Here is a 17,839-nt window from a genome sequence, read left to right as displayed (position 1 = left end):
GGGTCCCCCAGGAGGACCTGAGAGTGAGGAGCATGCATGCGCCGTTCCCTTGCCCGGGCACTGGTCCGGCCGCTGGCACTGGCGGCCGCCATGGCCGCGATGCCGCTGGTGGGCGCGGCTCCCGCAGCCGCCGGCGCGGTGGTCGTGGGGGGCTTTCCGATAGACGTCTCCCAAGCCCCGTGGACGGTCGCACTGGCCAGCCGTGACCTGTTCGGCGGAGCGCGCGCGGGGCAGTTCTGCGGCGCCGTGGCCATCGGGCGGACCACGGTGCTCACGGCGGCCCACTGCATGAGCGAGGAAGCCCTCGGGGTGCCGCCGAACCGGGTGCGTGACCTCAAGGTCATCGCGGGCCGCACCGACCTGCTGTCGGCGGAGGGCGAGGAGGTCGCCGTACGGGAGATCCGGCTCAACCCCCGGTTCGACCTCACGACCAACTCCGGGGACTTCGCGGTCCTCGCGCTCGCCCGGCCGCTGCCGCAGAGCGCGGTCATCACCATGGCCCGCGCGGGCGACCCGGCCTACCGGCCCGGTACGGAGGCGCTGGTGTCCGGATGGGGCGACACGACCGGTGAGGGCGCCTATGCGCGGCGGTTGCGGGCCGCACACGTACGGGTGCTCTCCGACGACGTGTGCGACAAGGCATATCCGGGCGGCCCCGAGGGCACCTACCGGGCCGCGACGATGCTGTGCGCGGGGGAGGTCGCCGGAGGGCCGGACGGCTGCCAGGGGGACAGCGGAGGCCCGCTGGTGGCCGCCGGACGGCTGATCGGCCTCGTCTCCTGGGGGAGCGGCTGCGGGCGCCCGGAGCACCCCGGCGTCTACACGCGCGTCTCCGAGGTCGTACGAGCGCTGGAGCCGGCCACAGGGGCCGGGAAACGGCACCCCGGCGGCTCTGAGCGCGCTTGAGCGGATATGAGCACGGGCGGCCACTCCTGGTGGGGAGCGGCCGCCCGATCACCGGCCTGTGCCGGGGCTGGCTCGTCGTGGGTGCGAGATTCAGCGCTCTTCTTCGGAAGCGTTGCCCGGAACGGACGTCAGTCGCTCGGTCTCGTCCTGTATCTCAGCGGCGATCTTCTTGAGTTCCGGCTCGAACTTGCGACCGTGGTGGGCGCAGAAGAGCAGTTCTCCGCCGCTCAGCAGGACGACGCGCAGGTATGCCTGGGCGCCGCAGCGGTCGCAGCGATCGGCGGCCGTCAGCGGGCTCGCGGGGGTCAGAACAGTAGTCACGTCGCCTCTTCTCTAGCTCGACGAGCTGTCGTACCAGGGTCAACATCCAACCAGCCCGAAAACGTTCCCGCTCGTGGCCTTCCCGCGAAAAATTTTTTCCGGGGACGGTCGTCTGCTGCCCGTTGGCGGCGAATGTGCCGTATTGCGTGTCTTGTATGCGTACGGGTTCGCGCTCTCTTGCTGTCTCGTCCTCCCGGCTGGGTTGCCGGTTGTTCATGAGGACGTGCCCGGAGCCTAAATGGTTCATGCCCCAAAGGGAACGTGATATGTGCTTCACTCCATCGAGGGATCGAACAGGCATGCGAGGCTCGACTAGTGTGAGATGCCGACGAGGGTGGCGTTACACCGGCTCTACCAGGGCTCGGTACCCTCTGTGCGGCGACCGAAGCCGCCCCCTTACCCAGAAGGGGGCCATCTGAAATTCAGCGAGGAGCGAACCGCGTGACCGCCGAGACGTCCGTGCCGTCCACAGCGCTGCTGGCAGGAGCAGACCGCGACGGTTCCAACTACACCGCGCGGCACCTGCTCGTCCTCGAGGGCTTGGAGGCCGTGCGCAAGCGCCCCGGCATGTACATCGGCTCGACCGACAGCCGCGGCCTCATGCACTGCCTGTGGGAGATCATCGACAACTCGGTGGACGAGGCCCTCGCGGGTGTGTGCGACCGCATCGAGGTGATCCTGCACGACGACGGCTCCGTGGAGGTGCGCGACAACGGCCGCGGCATCCCCGTCGACGTGGAGCCGAGGACCGGCCTGTCCGGCGTCGAGGTCGTCATGACCAAGCTGCACGCGGGCGGCAAGTTCGGCGGCGGCTCCTACGCGGCCTCCGGCGGCCTGCACGGCGTCGGCGCCTCCGTGGTCAACGCGCTCTCCGCCCGCCTCGACGTCGAAGTGGACCGCGGTGGCCACACGCACGCCATCAGCTTCCGGCGGGGCGTCCCCGGCGCCTTCGCGGCCGACGGCGCCGAGGCGAAGTTCGAGGCCAAGAGCGGCCTGCGCAAGACCAAGAAGATCCCCAAGACGCGCACCGGCACGCGCGTGCGCTACTGGGCCGACCGCCAGATCTTCCTCAAGGACGCCAAGCTCTCCCTGGAGAACCTCCACCAGCGCGCCCGGCAGACCGCGTTCCTGGTCCCCGGCCTGACCATCGTCGTCCGCGACGAGTTCGGCCTCGGCGAGGGCGGCAGCAAGGGGGAGGAGTCCTTCCGCTTCGACGGCGGCATCAGCGAGTTCTGCGAGTACCTGGCGAACGACAAGGCGATCTGCGACGTCCTCCGCTTCTCGGGGAAGGGCACCTTCAAGGAGACCGTCCCGGTCCTGGACGAACACGGCCAGATGACCCCGACCGAGGTGGCTCGCGAACTGGGCGTCGACATCGCGCTGCGCTGGGGGACCGGCTACGACACGACGGTCAGGTCGTTCGTCAACATCATCGCCACCCCCAAGGGCGGCACCCACGTCGCCGGCTTCGAGCAGGCCCTCACCCAGACGATGAACGACGTGCTGCGCGCCAAGAAGCTGCTGCGCGTGGCCGAGGACAACATCGTCAAGGACGACGCCCTGGAGGGCCTCACCGCCGTCGTCACGGTCCGCCTGGCCGAGCCGCAGTTCGAGGGGCAGACCAAGGAGGTCCTCGGCACCTCGGCGGCCCGCCGCATCGTGAACAACGTGGTCAGCAGCGAGCTGAAGGCATTCCTGACGGCCACCAAGCGTGACGCCGCCGCCCAGGCCCGGGTCGTCATGGAGAAGGTGGTCGCCGCCGCCCGCACCCGGGTCGCGGCCCGCCAGCACAAGGACGCCCAGCGCCGGAAGACCGCCCTGGAGTCCTCGTCCCTGCCGGCCAAGCTCGCCGACTGCCGCAGCGACGACGTCGACCGCAGCGAGCTGTTCATCGTCGAGGGCGACTCCGCGCTCGGCACGGCCAAGCTGGCGCGGAACTCCGAGTTCCAGGCCCTGCTGCCGATCCGCGGCAAGATCCTGAACGTGCAGCGGTCGTCGGTGACCGACATGCTCAAGAACGCCGAGTGCGGGGCGATCATCCAGGTCATAGGAGCGGGCTCCGGCCGCACCTTCGACATCGATCAGGCCCGGTACGGCAAGATCATCATGATGACCGACGCCGACGTGGACGGCTCGCACATCCGCTGCCTGCTGCTCACACTGTTCCAGCGCTATATGCGGCCCATGGTCGAGGCCGGCCGGGTCTTCGCCGCCGTGCCTCCGCTGCACCGCATCGAGCTGATCCAGCCGAAGAAGGGCCAGGAGAAGTACGTCTACACGTACTCCGACCGCGAGCTGCGCGACAAGCTCATGGAGTTCCAGAGCAAGGGCATCCGGTACAAGGACTCCATCCAGCGCTACAAGGGCCTCGGTGAGATGGACGCCGACCAGCTGGCCGAGACCACGATGGACCCGCGCCACCGCACCCTGCGCCGCATCAACCTCTCCGACCTGGAGGCCGCCGAACAGGTCTTCGACCTGCTGATGGGCAATGACGTGGCTCCCCGCAAGGAGTTCATCTCCAGCTCGGCGGCGACGCTGGACCGGTCCCGCATCGACGCGTAGCCGCCGCACAGAGCACCGGCCGACGGGCGGAAGAGCGCTGGGCTGGGGCGGAAGGGTGCTGGGCCGGGGCGGAAGCGGCTCGGCCGACGGGACGGAAGCGCCTGGCCGGCCGGTGTCGGTGACTGGCTGGTCGGCGTGACGGGCGGGACCCTGGCCTTGAGCGGCTGGGGCCCGCCTGGGGCCGCATGGTCATGGGTGGGGCGGCGGTGCCCGGCACCGGAGGCGGACTGGAAGGTTCCCCACCCAGCCGACCCGGAGTTTTTCTCCACCCGTGGGTGGAGGTGGGCCGCTCCGGGGTTCCACCCGTGATCCACCCCAGGTCCGATCAGCTGACCTGCGAATTTCCGTAGCTTTGAAGGTGCCGGGAGCGCTCGCTCCGGCGGCCCCGCACTTTCCCGCTCACGGAGGCTCATATGTCCGGGCTCGTCAACGCGCTGGCGATCGTGGCCGTCGTCGCCGTGGTGTTCGCCAGGCAGTTCCGTGCCCGTGCGATCGCCACGGACCGGCGCTGGTGGCTGCTGCCCGTCGTCCTCGCCGTGGTCGCGCTGCGCGAACCCGGCATACTCGACGCCCACCACCACGCGGAATCCGCCGCCCTGCTCACGGCCGAACTGGTCATCGGCTTGGCCACCGGCGTCGGCTGGGGCTGGACCACCCGGCTCTGGACGGCGCCGGACGGCACCCTGTGGACCAAGGGCACGAAGGCGAGCATCGCCGTATGGACCGTGGGCATGGCCCTGCGAGCCGGTGTCCTGGCCTTCGGCACCACACTCGGTCTGCACCAGGAGAGCTCCGCGGTCATGCTCGGCCTCGCCGGCACGCTGCTGGTCCGTGGCGGGATCCTGGCCTGGCGGGCCCAGTCCTTCGGCCCGGCGAGGCGCCTCGCCCCGGCATACGGTGGCGACAACCCGTCGGCCTGGAAGGAGCGCGTGTGACAGACAACGTTTGGACGCGCTGGCCGTCCCGCGAAGCGCTCGGCCCCATGGGCATCAGCCGGCCCCGGCGGCTGCTCGCCTGGACGATCCGCCTGATGGTGCTGTCCATGCTGCTGTGGGCCGCCTTCAGCCAGCGGCACGTCGGGCTGCGGGGAGGGCTCGTGGCAGGGGTGGGAGTGGCACTCGCCGCTCTCGTCGCCTGGGCCTTCTTCCGGACGACCTACGAGCACCGGCTGGTGCCGTCCCTCGCGCTCATGGGTGTGCTCCTCGGTGTCGCGGCCACCGCCGAGGCGACGGGGTTCAGGGGGCCGGCCTTCGTCATCTGGTGCGGCTGCGGAGTCAGCGCGCTGGAACGGCTGCCGCTCGGGGCAGGAGTCCCCGTCGCGTCGGCGGCACTGGCCGCGTACTCCGCGTCCACCGACGACGCCTGGCTGACCACGGCCGCCACCGTGGCCGGCCTGGCCCTCGCCGGGTACGTCCTGCGGCTGGACGCGGAAGCCCGGGGCAATGCGCAGCGGCTGCTCGCCCAGGAGCGTGCCGCCCGCGCGGCCGAGGCCGAGTCCGCGGCGCTCGCCGAGCGGGCCCGCATCGCACGGGAGATCCACGACGTGCTGGCACACAGCCTCTCGGCGCAGCTCGTGCACTTGGAGGCGGCCCGGTTGCTGATCGAGAACGGTGCGGACCGGGAACGGATACTGGAGCGCGTGGTGGCCGCCCGGGGGATGGCCCGGGACGGACTCGCCGAGACCCGGCAGGCGCTGTCCGCGCTGCGCGGCGAGCTGACCCCGCTGGAGGACTTCCTGACCGAGCTCGCCCGTACGGCCGACGGCGCCGAGGTCACCGTCACAGGTGAACGCAGACCGCTGTCGGTCGAGGCGTCCCAGGCCGTGCGGCGGGTGGCGCAGGAGGCGCTGACGAACGTCCGCAAGCACGCCCAGGGCGCCAGGGTGGATGTCCGGCTCGACTACAGCGACCACGAAGTCACGCTCAACGTCCGGGATTCGGGCGGCCGCCCGAGCGAACTCGGCGGATCCGGCGGCGGGTACGGTCTGCTGGGCATGCGTGAGCGCGCCGAACTGCTCGGCGGTTCGCTGGACGCGGGGCCGGCTGAGGAAGGGTTCGTGGTGACGCTGAAGGTGCCCGTATGACAGCGACGGAGGGGCAGGAGAGGATCGCGCGGGTGGTCGTCGCCGACGATCAGACCGTGGTCCGCGAGGGCATCGTGATGCTGCTGGGGCTGCTTCCCGGGGTGGAGGTCGTGGGGTCCGCGGGCGACGGCGAGGAGGCCGTGCGGCTGGTCGGTGAACTCGCGCCGGACGTCGTCCTGATGGATCTGAGGATGCCGCGCTGCGACGGCGTGGAGGCGACCCGGCGGATCCGGGCGCAGTACCCCGGGACGCAGGTCGTGGTGCTCACCACCTTCTCGGACGACGAGTCGCTGTTTCCCGCGCTGCGGGCCGGTGCCCGGGGCTATCTGACCAAGGACGCGGACGGCGACGAGATCGTGCGTGCCGTGCACAGCGTGCTGTCGGGCGACGCGGGGCTGTCGCCGAGTGTCCAGAGACGGCTGCTGGAGCGGCTGTCGCGACCGGAGCCCGAACCTGAGCCAGAGGCCGGTGAGGCGCCCGACGGGCTGACCACGCGGGAGGTCGAGGTCCTGGTGCTGATCGCGGAGGGGCTCAGCAATCAGCAGATCGCCCGCAGACTGCATGTGTCGACCGCGACCGTGAAGACCCACATCAACAACCTCTTCGCCAAGGCGGACCTCAAGGACCGGGCACAGGCCGTGCGGTATGCCTACAGCAAGGGGCTGGCGAAACCGCCCACCCGCTGACCGACTCCTCACGGCCTCCTCCCACGCTCCACCTCAGCAACATCAAGAACGCCGAGGCCGACTTGAGCAGCGATCCGCACGGCAGGGTTCGTCAACGTGGTCAAGTGTCCGCCGCACGCCTCGCGCTCAGACGTGGGTCGCCCATACGTAGCGGTGTTCCGGGCGGCCCGCGTCGCCGTACTTGAGGGTCAGCCGGGCCCGGCCGGTGCGCTCCAGCAGTTTCAGATACCGCTGGGCGGTCTGCCGGCTCACCCCCGTCCGCTCGGCGATCTCCTGGGCGGACAGCGGGCGTTCGGCGCTCAGCAGCGCCTGGCGCACCAGCTCGGCCGTCGTGGGGGAGTGCCCCTTGGGCAACTCGGGTTCCGACGGGGCGGACAGTGCGCCGAAGATCCGGTCCACCTCCGCCTGCTCCGCCTCGCCGCCGCCGTCCAGGGTGCGCCGCAGCTGGGCGTACGCCTCCAGCTTGGCCCGCAGCCCCGCGAAGGCGAATGGTTTCACCAGGTACTGCAGCGCCCCGTGCCGCATGGCCGCCTGCACGGTCGACACGTCCCGCGCCGCCGTCACCATGATCACGTCGGCCTGGTGGCCGCGCCGGCGCATCTCCCGGACCACCGCGAGACCGGTGTCGTCGGGCAGGTAGTGATCCATCAGGACCAGGTCGAGCCGCGGCAGGCTCTCCACCTGACGCAACGCCTCGGCCGCGCTGTGCGCCTCGCCGGCCACGTGGAAACCGGGCACCTTCTCGACGTAGGCGGCGTTGACGCGGGCCACACGGGTGTCGTCGTCCACGACCAGGACCTCGATCATCGCGCCTCCTCCTCGGCGCCCGCGGGTACCGATTCGGGTTCGGCCAGTGCCTCGGGCAGTACCACGGTGAACTCCGCGCCGCCGCCGGGCGCCGGGCCCACGGTCGCGCTCCCGCCCTGCCGCTCGGCGAGCCGCCGGACCAGGGAGAGTCCGATGCCCCGCTTGCCGTGCGCGGGCGGCTTCTTGGTGGACCAGCCCTCCGTGAAGATCAGCTCGCGCAGGTCCTCCGGCACTCCGGGTCCCGTGTCGCGCACCTTCAGGACGACCGTACGGCCCTCGGCGCGCAAGGCGACCTCCACGCGCGCGTGCGGGGTGGCGGCGACGGCGTCGAGGGCGTTGTCCACGAGGTTGCCCACCACCGTGACCAGCCCCTGCGGGTCGATCAGCCGGTCCGGGAGCCGGGTGCGCTCCGATACGCCCAGGGCGACCCCGCGCTCGGCCGCCACGGTCGCCTTGCCGACCAGGAGCGCGGCCAGCAGCGGGTCCTGGATCCGTTCCGTGATCTGCTCGGCGGTGGCCCGGTGGTCCCCGACCACCTCGCCGACGAACTCCACGGCGTCGTCGTACATCTCCAGCTCCAGCAGCCCCAGCAGGGTGTGCATGCGGTTGGCGTGTTCGTGGTCCTGGGCGCGCAGGGCGTCGATCAGGCCGCGCGTGGAGTCCAGTTCCCGCCCCAGCTGCTCCAGCTCGGTGCGGTCGCGCAGGGTGGCCACGGCACCGCCGTCCCCGGTGGGCATGCGGTTGGCGACCAGGACGCGCTGGCCGCCCACGGTGAGCAGGTCGGTGCCGGTCACCCGGCCGGCCAGCACGTCCGTCGTACGGCCCGCGCCGAGCGCCTCGTCCGGGGTCCGCCCGAGGGCCTCGTCGCCGATCCCCAGCAGTCGCCGCGCCTCGTCGTTGAGCAGGCGGATACGGCCGCCCCGGTCCAACGCCACCACCCCCTCCCGGATGCCGTGCAGCATCGCCTCGCGCTCCGCGAGCAGCGCCGAGATGTCGGAGAAGGCCAGGTCCCGGGTCTGCCGCTGGACCCGTCGAGAGATCAGCCAGGCGGCCAGCGCGCCCACCGCCAGGGCACCGCCGGCGTAGGCGAAGAGTCCCGGGATGGCGCTGATCAGCCGCGCCCGCACACTGTCGTAGGCGATGCCGACCGAGACCGCGCCGACGACATGGTGGCCGGCGTCGTACAGCGGCACCTTGCCGCGCGCCGAGCGGCCCAGGGTGCCCCGGTCGATCTCCATGACCTCCTCGCCGGCCAGGGCGTCGGACGGGTCGGTGGAGACGCGCCGGCCGATCTCCGAGGGCGTGGGATGCGACCAGCGCACCCAGTCGCGGTCCAGCACCACGATGTACTCGGCGTGCGTGGCCCGCCGGATCCGCTCGGCCGCCCGCTGCACGGGACCGTTCCCGCTCGGCGCGGTGGTCCGGACGCCCTCGGCGATCTGCGGGTCCTGCGCGGTGGTCGCGGCGATGGCCAGCGCCCGCCGCATCGCCTCCTGGTCCAGCTGTTCGCTCAGCGGTGCCAGGAAGAGCCCGGTCGCGAGCACCGCGACCCCCGCGGCGATCGCCACCTGCATCAGCAGCACCTGGGAGAACATCCGCCGGGGCAGACCGAGGCGCAGACGGCGTACGGGGGGAGTGGAGCGCATACCCATGACGGTACGTGGGGCGGCCGGAAGCCCCCAGCGGGTGGGGTGTGGATCTCTTGATCAACCCTTGATCAACGTGGACGGGACGCGCGCCGGGTCAGCTCGCCAGCGCCGTCGGCCGCAGCTCGCGCACCTCGACCACGTCCATCCGCGCGGGCGTGCCGAGCACCTCCGCGCCGCAGCTCTCCGGGCGGGGCGGCAGCGACGCGCCCTGTGCCACGGTGACCCGCCACCGGCGGCCGTCGGCGTGGGTGACGGTGACCTCCCAGCGCGGCGCCGTGCCCTCGGTCCGTACGACGCTCAGCACTCCCGCGCGGTACTCGTCCGCGGCCGTCCGCACGGCCAGCTCCGCCGCCTGGCCGGGCCGCTCCCACGCGGAACACCCCCGGCACCCCTCGACCAGCACGCGCCCTTCCTGGGCGCCGTGCAGGGCCTCCTTCACGGTGTGGGCCCCGGCGCGGCCGTAGGCGTAGCCGTACGGCAGGACGAGCACCGTGGGAGCGAACCGATGTCCACCCAGATGAGTGACCTCCCAGACGCCGTGCACCCCCGACGCGACCAGCTCCGCGGCGAGGGGGCGGCCCAGGAGGGCGCAGCAGCGGTCACGCTTGCCGTTGGTGCACACGAGCGCCAGCGGGTCACCCCGATGGGGCCGCCCGCCGAGCACCGCGCCGAAGGACCGGTGGTCGCCCGCCCCCAGCGCGGCGAAGTCCAGGTCGAGCAGGCTGCGCGGCTCGACGGTGGCGGCGCCGTGCAGCCACACCCGCCCGGGAACGGTGTGCGCGGCGTACACCTGGCGCACCGGGGGCGGGCCGGGGTCGGCGTGGCGTCCGGGACGGCGGATCAGCGCGATCCGCACGCCGGTTCCGTCGGCGGCGGCCTCCAGCGCACGGCCCAGCGCGGGATCGAGATGGCTGGACCTCAGCGCCCTGGCGCCCCACGGGCCCGGCTGTTCCAGCAGCAGCCAGGTCGTCGCCGTGGCAGCCGTACCGGAAACCGGCTCGTCGAGCAAGCGGGAGACGGTCGCACACCTACTCACAGAGGTGAGCCTAACCTGACTTTCCCGCCGGTGACTTGCGGGCCCGCCGTGCCCTACTCCGGGAGGGGCCGGGGCGGGCGCGGACCGACGTAGTGGCCGCTGGGGCGCATGCGCAGCGGGCGCTCGCCGTACTCCTCCAGGGCGTGCGCGATCCAGCCGGCGGTCCGCGCGACGGCGAAGATCGTCTCGGCGGCCGAGGCCGGCATGCCGCAGGACACGGTGAACACCGCGAGGGCCAGGTCGACGTTGGCGTGCAGCGGGGTGTGCCGGGCGGTGGTGGCGACGATGTCACGGGCCGCGAGCAGCGCGGACTCCGCGCGCGGGAGCCGCTCCAGCAGCTCGAACAACGCCCGCGCGCGGGGGTCCTCGCCGGTGTACAGCTGGTGGCCGAGGCCGGGGACGCGGCGGCCCGCACGCAGCTCTTCGGCGATGACCGGGACCGCCGTGCCCTGGTCGAGCACGTCCAGGAGCATCCGGTGGGCCAGTCCGCCGGCCGCGCCGTGCAGCGGGCCCTCCAGTACGCCGAGCCCGGCCGAGACCGCCGCGTACGCGTGCGCCCGCGCCGAGGCGGCGACCCGGACCGCGAGGGTGGACGCGGCCAGGTCGTGGTCGGCCAGCAGGGCCAGCGCGGTGTCCAGGACGCGCAGGGAGGCATCGTCGGCCGGGTGGCCGGTCAGCCGGCCCCACAGGCGGTGGGCCAGCGGGCCGTCGTCCTCGTGGTCGTACCGGACCCGCGGCAGCGCGGCGACGAGGGTGGGGACGAGGGTGCGCGCCGTGTGCAGCACGGCCTCCTCGGACAGGTCGAAGCGCAGCGGGTCCTCGGCCGCCGCGGCGATCGCCGCCACCCGCAGCCGGTCGACGGCGGAGGCGTGTTCGGACAGCGCGCCCACCGCGCGGCGGGCGACCTCGGCGGTGGCCTCGGGCGCGGTGAACGTCGCTCCCGGCGCCGGCTGCCCGGTCCACAGCCACTCCGCGACCTCCTCGTAGGGGTGGCGGGCGGCCAGCTCGACCGCGTCGACGCCGCGGTAGTAGTACCGGTCCTGCTCGATCAGCGTGATGCGGGTGCGGACGGACAGCTCGCCGCCGGTGCCCGGGCTTCCGGCGGCCTCCCGGCGGTTGCGGCGGGCGAGCGCCTCGACCTCCCCGGCCTCGAAGGTGCTGGCCCGGCCGCCGGGCTCGCGTCTGCTGCTGAGCAGGCCGCGGCTCACGTACGCGTAGACCGTCTCGGGCTTCACGCCGAGCAGTTCGGCGGTCTCCTTGGTGGTCAGCCGGCGCCCGGAGTGGTGGGGAACGGTGTCGTGATCGCGCATGGGGGCCACCGTAGCCGCCTCTGTACATGTTGATGGCCGAACGTTGATTCAAGCAATATTGATCGAATCCACGATGAGCTGTCGATCGTCGCATCAAGTCCGGGATGCGGAACGGGAGCCGGTTCCGGGCCGCTCGTATCCTGGACCCTCCGTCCATGCCCGTCCGCGCACCGGGCGCGAGCCGGTGCGCGCTGGTACGTCTGAGAGGTCGCCCGTTGGGGAACAGCTTGGCAAGCGGCGGCAGCCCGCAGCAGATCCCGGTCGTGGTACTCGCCGGTTTCCTGGGCTCCGGGAAGACCACGCTCCTCAACCATCTGCTGCACCGCGGCGGAGGCAGCCGCATCGGGGCCATCGTCAACGACTTCGGCGCCATCGAGATCGACGCCATGGCCGTCGCCGGGGCCCTCGGCGACTCGACCGTCTCGCTCGGCAACGGCTGCCTGTGCTGCGCCGTGGACGCCGGCGAACTCGATCTGTACCTGGACCGGCTCGCCGCGCCCGCCGCCGGCATCGACGTGATCGTCATCGAGGCCAGCGGGCTGGCCGAACCACAGGAACTCGTGCGCATGGTCCTCGCCAGCGAGCACCCGGGCATCGTCTACGGCGGCCTGGTCGAGGTGGTCGACGCCGCCGAGTTCGACGACACCCGCGCGAAGCACCCCGAGATCGACCGGCACCTCGCCCTCGCGGACCTGGTCGTCGTCAACAAACTCGACCGCGCCGGCGACGCGGACCGGATCGTGGGGCTCGTCCGCTCGCTCACCGACCGCGCGGCCGTCGTCCCCGCCACCTACGGCCGCATCGACCCCGAGTTCCTCTTCGACTGCCGCCCCACCGAGGAGCGCGTCGGCCAGCTGTCCTTCGACGACCTGCACGACCACGACGACCCGGAGCACGCCGGGCACCTGCACACCGGCTACGACAGCCTGTCCTTCACCTCCGCCGTCCCCCTGGAACCCCGGCGGCTCATGCGGTTCCTGGACAGCTGGCCCGAGGGCCTGTACCGGATCAAGGGCTACGTCGACTTCGGGCCGTACGACACGGCCAACCGCTACGCCGTGCACGCCGTCGGCCGGTTCCTGCGCTTCTACCCGGAACCCTGGGCGCCCGGCGACGAACGCCTCACCCAGCTCGTGCTGATCGGCTCCGGCATCGACGCGGACGCGCTCCGCAAGGAACTGGAGGCGTGCGGGAACGACGCCCCGCACGCCGACGAGCACGGCATGTGGGGCGTCCTGCGCTACGTACAGGGACCGGACGAGGAGGAAGCCGACCTCGTCGAGGAGCCCCCGCCCGTCTACTAGGACTTGTCCGGGCGATCAAGTTCGCAGCCAGATGATCAGGGCTGCCGCTGTGGCGGTGCCGAGGAAGACGTACCCGCGTTTGTCGTAGCGGGTGGCGACTGCCCGGGACTGCTTCAGCCGGTTGATCGCCCGCTCGACCGTGTTGCGTTTCTTGTAGCGGTCTTCGTCGAAGCCGGGTGGCCGTCCGCCACGCGAGCCCTTTCGCAGGCGGGCGGCCTGGCTGTCGGTCTTCTCGGGGATCGTGTGGCGGATGCCCCGCCGTCGCAGGTACTCGCGGCAGGGTCCGTTGCTGTAAGCCTTGTCGGCCGCCAGGCTGTCGGGTTTCTTGCGCGGCCTGCCCGGTCCGGTCCGGGGGACGCGGATCTTTTCAAGGACCGGCTTGAACTGGGTGCAGTCCGCCCTCTGCCCGCCGGTGACCACCACAGACAACGGGCGGCAGCGACCGTCCGCGCTCAGGTGGAGCTTGCTGGTGAACCCGCCCCGCGAGCGCCCCAGGCCCTCACCTCCAGCACCACCTCCACCAGGCGGGCGAGCAGGCTCTGCCACGGCGTTTCGCCCTGGTGTTCCATCTCTTCGGCCCCCTTTGACGCCGGCGGCGGCTCGGTCCGGGCGCCGGCCGCGTGCTGATGAGCACGCACGATGGTGGAGTCCACCGCGATGTCCCAGTCGATCTCACCCGCCGCGTCGGCCGCGGCCTGGACCTGCTGGAGCAGACGCTCCCAGGTGCCGTCGGCCGACCACAGCCGGTGGCGTTCGTAGACGGTCTTCCACGGCCCGAACCGTTCGGGCAGGTCACGCCACTGCACCCCGGTCCGCACCCGATGCAGAATCCCGTCGATCACCTGCCGGTGGTCCCGCCACCTGCCACAACGCCTGTTACTGACCGGCAGGAACGGCCGCAGCCGTTCCCACTCGGCATCCGTCAGATCACCCCGCCCCATGTCCACATCAACGACCCGAGCGCAAAGTAGTCACATGATCGGCCGGACAAGTCCTAGTAGTGCTTCGTTAGGTTCTGGGCTGTCTGCGGCTTCTCCGAGGGCTGGGCAGGGGTCGTCCGCAGGTGGCGCAGGTACCGGTCCAGCACCTCAGCAGGTCCTGAAGAGCGTCGAGGACCTGGTAGAGGGTCAGGCCGGTATGCGGGCTTTTGGGTCGTGCCGCCTGAGGGTGAGGAAGGCTTGTGCGGCGGTGACGAGGGTGACGTGATGGTGCCAGCCGCGCCAGGTGCGGCCCTCGAAATGGTCCAGTCCGAGGCCGTGCTTGAGCTCGCGGTAATCGTGCTCGATCCGCCAGCGCATCTTGGCCCACCGCACCAGGTCAGCGACTGGTGTGGTGGCGGGCAGGTTCGATATCCAGTAGTCCGTCGGGGTGTCCTGGCCGTCCGGCCATTCGATGAGGAGTGTCTGGACGGGCAGGACGCCGTCCCACTGGTTGCGGCCGCCGCCGGCCTCCTGAGCTGCGGCCAGGGACTGCTTGCCCGCGGGCCGCACGGTCAGCACCGCGAACCGTGAGGTCATCGCGCCTTTGCTGCCCTGCCTCCAGGTCACCTCGGTGAACTGCTTGGCACCCGCCTGCGCGGCGAGGACGCAGACGGCTCGCGGTGGGGTGCGGTAGCGGGGAAGGGTGGGTGGTCCGAGCCCGCCATAAGCAGGCTGGTGCGGCTCGGCATCCTCCAAGTGAGCGACTTCCTTCCCGTTCAGGGCCAGGACATAGGACAGCCCTCGCGCCTGGAGGCCGAGCCGGAACGGGGTACTGACGCCGTAGCCGGCGTCGGCGACCACGACCGGCGCCTTCAACTGCCACTGGGCGAGCGTGTCCAAAAGGCCGAGCGCCAGACGCCACTTCTCCCGGTGCACCACGTCGTCGGGGACTCCTGCCCTGCGGCACCGGTCCGGCTCGTCCGTCCACTCACGCGGCAGATACAACTGCCACTGCAGCGGGCATGAGGCGGTGTCGGTGGCGGCATGGACACTGACCGCGACCTGGCAGTTCGCCCGTTTGCCGACCGCTCCGCAGTACTGGCGGGCCACACCCACCGACGCGGTGCCGCACTTGGGGAACGACACGTCGTCGATCACCCACACCTCAGGGCGGATGGCCTCGCACAACCGCTCGGCGATCCGCCGCCTCACCGGTAAGGGATCCCACGGCGACTGGTTCACGAACTGCTGCAGGGCCTGCATGTTCCCGTCCGGCAGACGCTCGGCCATCGGCTGGATGGACTTGCGCCGGCCATCGAGCATCAAGCCTCGCAGATAGCACTCGCCCCACCGCCGCTGATCCCGCCGCGGAAACGACCCGAACACATCGGCAACGAACTCCGCCAACTCGCCCCGGAGCCGTTCCACTTCCCCCAACCTCACTCCAGGAAGCTGCCCACCATCAGCCGTGATCACTCAACGTAACGAAGCACTACTAGCCCCTGCCCGGACCGCCAGCCCTGGCCGGGCCGCCTAGAGCACCGGTCCCGCCACCACCGACACCGTCTTCGGCAGCGACGTGCCCGAGCCGTCCCGGCGCGGGTCCGGCTCCGGCAGCTCCGCCGGGGTGCCGTTCTTCTGCGCCGCCCGCGCCGGCGCCGGGCCCGCCCAGGCCAGCGACAGGCAGTCCTCGCCCTTCAGGAACCGCTGGCAGCGCACCCCGCCGGTCGCCCGGCCCTTGCGCGGGTACTGGTCGAACGGGGTCAGCTTGGCCGTCGTCTGCACCGAGTCGTCCAGCGTGCCGCGCGAGCCCGCCACCGTGAACACCACCGCGTCGGCAGCCGGATCGACCGCCGTGAAGGAGATCACCTTCGCGCCCTCGGTGAGCTTGATGCCCGTCATGCCGCCCGCCGGACGGCCCTGCGGACGGACGATGGATGCCTGGAAGCGCAGCAGCTGCGCGTCGTCCGTGATGAACACCAGGTCCTCCTCGCCGGTGCGCAGCTCCACCGCGCCGACGATCCGGTCCCCCTCCTTGAGCGTGATGACCTCCAACTCGTCCTTGTTGGACGGATAGTCGGGCACCACCCGCTTGACGACACCCTGCTCGGTGCCGAGCGCCAGACCCGGCGACGACTCGTCCAGCGTGGTCAGGCAGACCACCGTCTCGTCGTCCTCCAGGGAGACGAACTCAGCCAGCGGGGCCCCGCCCGAGAGGTTCGGCGCGGCCGTCGGCTCGGGCAGCTGCGGCAGGTCGACCACGTTGATCCGCAGCAGCCGGCCCGCCGAGGTCACCGCGCCGATCACCCCGCGCGCGGTCGTCCGCACGGCCGAGACGATCACGTCGTGCTTGACCCGCTTGGCGCCCGCCGCCCGCGGCAGCGGCGCGTCGGTCGCCGTGCGGGCCAGCAGCCCCGTCGAGGACAGCAGCACCCGGCACGGGTCGTCGGCCACCTGGAGCGGCACGGCGACCGGCGTGGCGGCGGACTCCAGCAGGACCGTGCGCCGGTCGGTGCCGAACTTCTTCGCCACGGCGGCCAGTTCGGCCGAGACCAGCTTGCGCAGCTCCGCGTCCGACTCCAGGATCCGGGTCAGCTCCTCGATCTCCGCGGTGAGCTTGTCCTTCTCCGCCTCCAGCTCGATCCGGTCGTACCGGGTGAGCCGGCGCAGCGGCGTGTCGAGGATGTACTGCGTCTGCACCTCGCTCAGCGAGAAGCGCTCGATCAGGCGCTCCTTGGCCTGCGCCGAGTTGTCGCTGGACCGGATGATCCGGATGACCTCGTCGATGTCGACCAGCGCGGTCAGCAGGCCCTCGACCAGGTGCAGCCGGTCGCGCTTCTTGCCGCGGCGGAACTCGCTGCGCCGCCGGACCACGTCGAAGCGGTGGTCCAGGTAGACCTCCAGCAGCTCCTTCAGGCCCAGGGTGAGCGGCTGGCCGTCGACCAGGGCGACGTTGTTGATGCCGAAGGACTCCTCCATCGGGGTCAGCTTGTACAGCTGCTCCAGGATCGCCTCCGGCACGAAGCCGTTCTTGATCTCGATGACCAGGCGCAGGCCGTGCTCGCGGTCGGTGAGGTCCTTGACGTCGGCGATGCCCTGGACCTTCTTGGCGTTGACCAGGTCCTTGATCTTCGCGATGACCTTCTCGGGGCCGACCGTGAACGGCAGTTCCGTGACCACCAGGCCCTTGCGGCGGGCGGTGACGTTCTCGATGGAGACCGTCGCGCGGATCTTGAAGGTGCCGCGGCCGGACGCGTACGCGTCCCGGATGCCGTCCAGGCCGACGATCCGGCCGCCGGTGGGCAGGTCGGGGCCCGGGACGTGCTTCATCAGCGCGTCCAGGTCGGCGTTCGGGTGCCGGATCAGATGGCGGGCGGCGGCGATGACCTCGCGCAGGTTGTGCGGCGGCATGTTCGTCGCCATGCCGACCGCGATGCCCGAGGCGCCGTTGACCAGCAGGTTCGGGAAGGCGGCGGGCAGGGCCACCGGCTCCTGCTCCTGACCGTCGTAGTTCGGCGCGAAGTCGACCGTGTCCTCGTCGATCGACTCGGTCATCAGGCCCGTCGCCTCGGCCATCCGGCACTCGGTGTACCGCATGGCGGCCGGCGGGTCGTCGTTGCCCAGCGAACCGAAGTTGCCGTGGCCGTCGACGAGCGGCACGCGCATGGAGAAGGGCTGCGCCATGCGCACCAGCGCGTCGTAGATCGACGAGTCGCCGTGCGGGTGCAGCTTGCCCATGACCTCGCCGACGACCCGCGCGCACTTCACGTAGCCGCGTTCGGGGCGCAGGCCCATCTCGTTCATCTGGTAGACGATCCGGCGGTGCACCGGTTTCAGTCCGTCACGGGCGTCCGGCAGGGCGCGCGAGTAGATGACCGAGTACGCGTACTCGAGGTAGGAGCCACGCATCTCGTCCACGACGTCGATGTCGAGGATCCTCTCCTCGAACGAATCGTCGGGCGGCGGGGTCTTCGTGCTGCGGCGGGCCATCGCTGCCTGGCTCCTTCTGATCTGGTCGCTCGCCTACGGGGCGCTTGGTGCTGAAGCGTTTGACGGATCTGACGCCGACCATTGTGGACCGAGGTACTGACAACCCGTGCACGACCCGGTCCGGGCGGCCCCGGCCGGCGGCGGGGAGCGGGAGCGCCCCCAGCGCCGGGGAACCGTCCGGGAAGGGGTCCGACGCAGCGTACGCGATCCGCTGTCGGCGTACGTCCGCGGGAACTTCGCGAAGGCCCCGCACGCTTTGCAT

General features: G+C 71.5%; 14 protein-coding genes. 6 read left to right on the top strand and 8 right to left on the bottom strand.

Annotated elements, in window-relative coordinates; all coding sequences use genetic code 11:
* The first annotated feature begins 36 nt into the window (after window positions 1–36).
* A complete protein-coding gene (locus ACSURM_RS10095; protein WP_436954672.1) occupies window positions 37–906 on the top strand; it encodes a serine protease in 870 nt (289 codons plus the stop codon).
* A gap of 90 nt (window positions 907–996) precedes the next feature.
* On the opposite strand, the gene ACSURM_RS10090 is transcribed toward ACSURM_RS10095, so the two are convergent.
* Window positions 997–1,227, bottom strand: coding sequence for a DUF7455 domain-containing protein (locus ACSURM_RS10090; protein WP_073939430.1), 231 nt, complete (start codon window positions 1,225–1,227; stop codon window positions 997–999).
* Window positions 1,228–1,668: 441 nt separating this feature from the next.
* Here ACSURM_RS10090 and ACSURM_RS10085 point away from each other — a divergent pair, with 441 nt between their 5' ends.
* The 4 genes from ACSURM_RS10085 to ACSURM_RS10070 all read left to right on the top strand — a co-directional run bounded on the left by ACSURM_RS10085 (window position 1,669) and on the right by ACSURM_RS10070 (window position 6,561).
* Window positions 1,669–3,792: a DNA gyrase/topoisomerase IV subunit B gene (locus ACSURM_RS10085; RefSeq protein WP_436954670.1), complete on the top strand. Its 2,124-nt coding sequence runs from the start codon at window positions 1,669–1,671 to the stop codon at window positions 3,790–3,792.
* A 413-nt stretch (window positions 3,793–4,205) separates the two neighbouring features.
* Window positions 4,206–4,727, top strand: coding sequence for a DUF1453 domain-containing protein (locus ACSURM_RS10080; protein WP_436954669.1), 522 nt, complete (start codon window positions 4,206–4,208; stop codon window positions 4,725–4,727).
* Window positions 4,724–5,875, top strand: a complete 1,152-nt coding sequence (locus ACSURM_RS10075) for a sensor histidine kinase (protein ID WP_436954668.1) — start codon at window positions 4,724–4,726, stop codon at window positions 5,873–5,875. Before ACSURM_RS10080 ends, ACSURM_RS10075 begins: the two co-directional genes overlap by 4 nt.
* A complete protein-coding gene (locus ACSURM_RS10070) occupies window positions 5,872–6,561 on the top strand; it encodes a response regulator transcription factor (RefSeq protein WP_436954667.1) in 690 nt (229 codons plus the stop codon). Before ACSURM_RS10075 ends, ACSURM_RS10070 begins: the two co-directional genes overlap by 4 nt.
* A 126-nt stretch (window positions 6,562–6,687) precedes the next feature.
* Here the strand turns inward: ACSURM_RS10070 and ACSURM_RS10065 are convergent, their stop codons facing one another.
* The 4 genes from ACSURM_RS10065 to ACSURM_RS10050 form a co-directional block, all read right to left on the bottom strand.
* Complete coding sequence (locus tag ACSURM_RS10065; protein WP_436954666.1) at window positions 6,688–7,368, bottom strand: DUF7342 family protein; 681 nt, start codon at window positions 7,366–7,368, stop codon at window positions 6,688–6,690.
* On the bottom strand, window positions 7,365–9,014 hold the full coding sequence (locus ACSURM_RS10060; protein ID WP_436954665.1) for an ATP-binding protein: 1,650 nt from the start codon (window positions 9,012–9,014) through the stop codon (window positions 7,365–7,367). Before ACSURM_RS10060 ends, ACSURM_RS10065 begins: the two co-directional genes overlap by 4 nt.
* A 97-nt stretch (window positions 9,015–9,111) precedes the next feature.
* Window positions 9,112–10,053, bottom strand: coding sequence for a sucrase ferredoxin (locus tag ACSURM_RS10055; protein WP_436954664.1), 942 nt, complete (start codon window positions 10,051–10,053; stop codon window positions 9,112–9,114).
* Between the two features lie 53 nt (window positions 10,054–10,106).
* Window positions 10,107–11,363, bottom strand: a complete 1,257-nt coding sequence (locus ACSURM_RS10050) for a citrate/2-methylcitrate synthase (protein WP_436954663.1) — start codon at window positions 11,361–11,363, stop codon at window positions 10,107–10,109.
* A gap of 215 nt (window positions 11,364–11,578) precedes the next feature.
* Here ACSURM_RS10050 and ACSURM_RS10045 point away from each other — a divergent pair, with 215 nt between their 5' ends.
* A complete protein-coding gene (locus ACSURM_RS10045; protein ID WP_436954662.1) occupies window positions 11,579–12,667 on the top strand; it encodes a CobW family GTP-binding protein in 1,089 nt (362 codons plus the stop codon).
* A 15-nt stretch (window positions 12,668–12,682) separates the two neighbouring features.
* On the opposite strand, the gene ACSURM_RS10040 is transcribed toward ACSURM_RS10045, so the two are convergent.
* The 3 genes from ACSURM_RS10040 to ACSURM_RS10030 form a co-directional block, all read right to left on the bottom strand.
* Window positions 12,683–13,608, bottom strand: a protein-coding gene (locus ACSURM_RS10040; protein ID WP_436952712.1) for an IS5 family transposase whose coding sequence is annotated in 2 segments (ribosomal slippage) — window positions 12,683–13,228 and window positions 13,231–13,608 — 924 coding nt in all. Because the reading frame shifts where the segments join, the coding sequence is not laid out codon by codon here.
* A gap of 186 nt (window positions 13,609–13,794) precedes the next feature.
* Complete coding sequence (locus ACSURM_RS10035; protein WP_436953732.1) at window positions 13,795–15,030, bottom strand: IS701 family transposase; 1,236 nt, start codon at window positions 15,028–15,030, stop codon at window positions 13,795–13,797.
* 90 nt (window positions 15,031–15,120) lie between these two features.
* The gene (locus ACSURM_RS10030) at window positions 15,121–17,577 is read right to left on the bottom strand and encodes a DNA gyrase/topoisomerase IV subunit A (RefSeq protein ID WP_436954661.1); all 2,457 of its coding nucleotides are present in this window, start codon (window positions 17,575–17,577) and stop codon (window positions 15,121–15,123) included.
* Window positions 17,578–17,839: the final 262 nt, after the last annotated feature.

The organism is Streptomyces sp. SudanB182_2057 (genome assembly GCF_964272715.1).
Taxonomy (GTDB): Bacteria; Actinomycetota; Actinomycetes; order Streptomycetales; family Streptomycetaceae; genus Streptomyces; species Streptomyces rubradiris.
Note: the sequence above shows the minus strand (reverse complement) of the source record. Positions and strands in the feature narration are given on the sequence as shown.